Below are 3,739 nucleotides of genomic sequence, written 5' to 3'. Positions count from 1 at the left end.
AAACTCATTTAAATCACTTTGCTATTAAGTACAAATTGATTCTTAGAGCGAACCAGATTGCTTGGCAGGAGCTTAAAAATATGGCAGCTTAAAATTGACCGTGCGTAACATGAGTTAATTACATTCATTATAACCCAGTGAAACATGGTTATGTAAAGCAAGCATCACATTGGCCATATTCTAGTATTCATCGATATATCAAGAATGGATTATTAGCTACAGATTGGGCTTGTTCGGAGTCACTTAAATTATATGAGGATTAAGAGCTGTTGGGCCGGACGGCCCAACCTACAAGGAATGGATTTAAAACTTAGCGGCGACAAGCTCATTTGAGTTCATGCTTCTATTGGTCGGGGTGTAATCAACCTACAATTAAATCTCTCGTTTAACACTCTATATGGGGCAAGATCATTTGGATACGTTCTTCTACGGGGACTGGAGGTAATTCAATAAGTTGATAGCCTAGATTAGTGTAGGCTTGGTAAATTAATTCACCAATTCTTTTAGCGGTTTCATTGTCTTCAACTCTAATTTCGTCTTGGATTAAAGGAAGTTGATGGCAATAGAAGATTTTCTTATAGCGTAGGTGTTGGCAGGCTTGTTTCATATGCTGCGCTTCAAGTTGATAGTAATCAAAATAGCCTAGGCTATCGGCAGTACCACGATCAAAAAAAATAGGGGCATGGGTTTGTAAACGGCGTTCTCGTTTTAAGGCAATAGCTAGAATACCGCGTTGGAGTTGGCGGTTATTTTGTTGAATCATCTCTAAGGTGTGGTTATTGGCGAGTAAACCTTCAATATAATCCCTTGCCACTTCTGGGGCGATGGTGTGGCCCTGCAGGGCTAATTGATTGATTAAGGTGGTTTTTCCGGAGGAGGGGGCACCGGTAATGACGTACCAATTAGTTTGAATTATCATTGAACATCATATCCTTTGTGAGTTTAAAATTCTAACCTGGATTAGAGTCCTTTCTCCAGGCTAGAAAGATCACAAGGCGTAGTTGTCAATCAAACGAATATCGCCAATGATAACCGCTGCAAAACGACGGTTGCGATGCTCCTCAATATACTCTACGCCAATCCCTTTTTCCTGGAGTGTCTCAATTATCATGGCACAAGGTTTATTTTGATGGAATATCTGGGCAAATTCTTCGGCAAGAATTTTTTGCTCCTTAGTCAGGCGATTATTGCGTGAGCTATAGGCAAGACCACTGAGTTCACGGATAGTAGGGCAGGGAATAATCTCTATATCCATAAAAAAAGCCTCAACCATCCCCTTTATCAATAAATATTGTTGATAGTCCTTCTCACCAAAATAGGCACGGTTAGGTTTGACTAATTGTAATAGTTTCATCACCACGGTTAAGACCCCATTAAAATGGCCTGGCCTATGGGTGCCCTCCATCAGCATACATAAATTGTTTTCTTGGATTTGATAGTTATAACCATCACTATAGATTTCTTCTTGTTGGGGAAGAAGACAAAAATCAACGCCGGCCTGAGTCATTAATTGAAGATCGGTATCCAAAGTTCTCGGGTAATGGGTAAAATCATCGCTGCGATTAAATTGGGTTGGATTTACAAATAAACTGCTGGCGGTATAGTCATTTTCCTGTTTGCTTTTGACAAAAAGCGACTTATGTCCTTCATGAAGGTTTCCCATCGTGGGTGCAAATCCAATTTGTTTACTAGGGCTTAAACTTTTACGAAAAGTACGCCAGTCTTCAAGGGTATTAAAAATTTGCATCATCATCTCACTTAAAATAGATAGTCCGTGGAGGGAAATTCTTGTTTTTCGACTTGTTGGGCATAAGCATTTAACCCTTCGAGTAAAACAGCTTTAGCTTGGGCAAAACGTTTTACGAATTTGGGGTTAAAGTTATCTTGCAGGCCTAAGAGATCATGCCACACTAAAACTTGCCCATCGGTATCAACCCCTGCACCAATACCGATAGTGGGAATGGAGATAGACTGGGTAATCATTTTAGCTAACTCGTGTGGGACGCATTCAATAACTAAAGCAAAACAACCGGCTTTTTCTAGGTTTTGTGCTTGTTGCACAAGGAGCTTGGCATGCTCTTGATCTTTTCCTTGCACTTTATAGCCGCCTAACTGATGGATAGATTGTGGGGTTAAGCCAATATGCCCCATCACGGGCACTCCAGAATGAACAATATGGGAAATGGTGCTACAAGTATCAGGATCGGCACCTTCAATTTTTAAAGCATGCGCTCCAGCTTGCATAAGCCGCTTTACATCCTTCATGGTATGCTCTAACGAGATTTTATGGCTTAAAAAGGGTAAGTCGGTGATCAAGAATTGCTTTCCTAAACCGCGGGCCACGGCCTCAGTATGCAAAGCCATCATTTCTATGGTGGCCATTAAGGTATGCTTATGGCCGTGTACAGCCATGGCTACGGAATCGCCGACTAAAACGCAATGGATATCCGATTCTGCTACGATGCACGCCGATGGATAATCATAGCAGGTGACCATCGCAAACTTCTGTTGTTCTTGTTTTTTTCGTTTAAATTCATGGATTTTCATAGCACACTCCCAGTACCTGGTAGAATAGGGTAAACCATCAATAAGGATTGAGGAGGGCTTTGAAAAAGAGTACAACGAGTGGGTAATACAGGTACCTGTCGCATGGATCAAGTCCTCCAAACAATAAGATTCATAAAAGTCGCTGCTCCTTTCGGAGTCAGCGCAGACCTACTATCATATAATTAAATAATAATAAGTTGAATATTTATCCTAATTATAGTGCTTATTTATTTAATTAACCTCGATGGGCAAAAAAATACCTACTGCCTTTATATCCGCTTCGTTCATTGTTTCTCGGGGTAAATGATGGAGTTTTTATGCTCTCCTGACCAAATTTCCTCCTCACTCAGTGTGGTTTCAATAAATTCAATAGGCGCACCTTTTTCAGCAATCATTGCCACTTTAAATCCTTTAAATGGCTCGTAAGGCTCTAATATAACTTCTTTATTTTTAATGGCTTCCTCGATGCTATTCACTTTAAATGCGATATGGGGTTTGGTTTGGATTAAGGGATGCAGAGGGCAGCCTTTTTCAAAGCGATGGTACTGCACTCTAAATTCACTATCTTGCCCACCACTTGTATACATTTTAAAGGTGGAGCTGTATTTTTCTCCCTCTCTGACTTCTTTAGTGGGAATTCCAGTATGGTGGTATTCATAACGAACCGTTTTAATAGTCATTCTATTTTCCTTGCTCTTTAGATTTAATTACATCATAGATTATGTCCTTTAATTTTTTAAACGATAAAAAAAACATATACTATGAACTTAAAGTTCACAATTGGATGGCGCCATGCATTTTTATAACCGGGGACAAATTCGTTGTTTTTTAAAAATAGCGGAATTAGCTAATTTTTCCCTAGCTGCAGAGCAATTAAATTTAACCCCCACCGCCGTAAGTAAACAAATTAAAAATCTTGAGCAAGTACTTAATGAGCAACTTTTTTTAAGAACTACTCGCAAAGTACAATTAACCGATTTCGGTCAGCTTTTTTATAAAAAATGCAAACATATCGAGGAAGAAATTGCCGCGGTTAACCAATTTGTAGAGGCCAACCGTGCTACACCCCAAGCAGGGGCTTTTCATGACTAGAAATGAACCAATTATTGTTCAGCTGTTTTTTAATCAACAGTCGACAAAAGATTCGGTAAATTTAGGCTGTGAGGCTTATTCGCTCTAAATGGTTAATAAG

5 protein-coding genes are annotated in these 3,739 nt (G+C 39.6%); 1 reads left to right on the top strand and 4 read right to left on the bottom strand.

Annotated elements, in window-relative coordinates; translation table 11 throughout:
* Positions 1-385 precede the first annotated feature (385 nt).
* The 4 genes from ELY15_RS14440 to ELY15_RS14425 all read right to left on the bottom strand — a co-directional run bounded on the left by ELY15_RS14440 (position 386) and on the right by ELY15_RS14425 (position 3,227).
* Complete coding sequence (locus ELY15_RS14440; protein WP_233586817.1) at positions 386-919, bottom strand: AAA family ATPase; 534 nt, start codon at positions 917-919, stop codon at positions 386-388.
* Between the two features lie 69 nt (positions 920-988).
* Positions 989-1,747 (bottom strand): pantoate--beta-alanine ligase, encoded by a 759-nt coding sequence (gene panC / locus ELY15_RS14435; protein ID WP_127101251.1) that lies wholly within the window; start codon positions 1,745-1,747, stop codon positions 989-991.
* A gap of 11 nt (positions 1,748-1,758) precedes the next feature.
* Positions 1,759-2,547: a 3-methyl-2-oxobutanoate hydroxymethyltransferase gene (panB, locus tag ELY15_RS14430; RefSeq protein WP_127101249.1), complete on the bottom strand. Its 789-nt coding sequence runs from the start codon at positions 2,545-2,547 to the stop codon at positions 1,759-1,761.
* 284 nt (positions 2,548-2,831) lie between these two features.
* Positions 2,832-3,227 (bottom strand): hypothetical protein, encoded by a 396-nt coding sequence (locus ELY15_RS14425; RefSeq protein WP_127101247.1) that lies wholly within the window; start codon positions 3,225-3,227, stop codon positions 2,832-2,834.
* 112 nt (positions 3,228-3,339) lie between these two features.
* On the opposite strand from ELY15_RS14425, the gene ELY15_RS14420 reads away from it, so the two are divergent.
* Positions 3,340-3,639 carry a LysR family transcriptional regulator gene (locus ELY15_RS14420; RefSeq protein ID WP_148111251.1) on the top strand — a complete coding sequence of 100 codons (300 nt, stop codon included), beginning with the start codon at positions 3,340-3,342 and terminating at the stop codon, positions 3,637-3,639.
* The last annotated feature ends 100 nt before the right edge of the window (positions 3,640-3,739 follow it).

This window comes from Legionella sp. km772, from assembly GCF_003989735.1.
Lineage (GTDB): Bacteria > Pseudomonadota > Gammaproteobacteria > Legionellales > Legionellaceae > Legionella.
This window is presented reverse-complemented; position numbering and strand designations above follow the sequence as displayed.

Bases quoted from the DNA above. Each gene is read 5' to 3' on its own strand.
- panB (WP_127101249.1), bottom strand. From the start codon at position 2,547: ATGAAAATCCATGAATTTAAACGAAAAAAACAAGAACAACAGAAGTTT.
- panC (WP_127101251.1), bottom strand. From the start codon at position 1,747: ATGCAAATTTTTAATACCCTTGAAGACTGGCGTACTTTTCGTAAAAGT.
- ELY15_RS14420 (WP_148111251.1), top strand. From the start codon at position 3,340: ATGCATTTTTATAACCGGGGACAAATTCGTTGTTTTTTAAAAATAGCG.
- ELY15_RS14440 (WP_233586817.1), bottom strand. From the start codon at position 919: ATGATAATTCAAACTAATTGGTACGTCATTACCGGTGCCCCCTCCTCC.
- ELY15_RS14425 (WP_127101247.1), bottom strand. From the start codon at position 3,227: ATGACTATTAAAACGGTTCGTTATGAATACCACCATACTGGAATTCCC.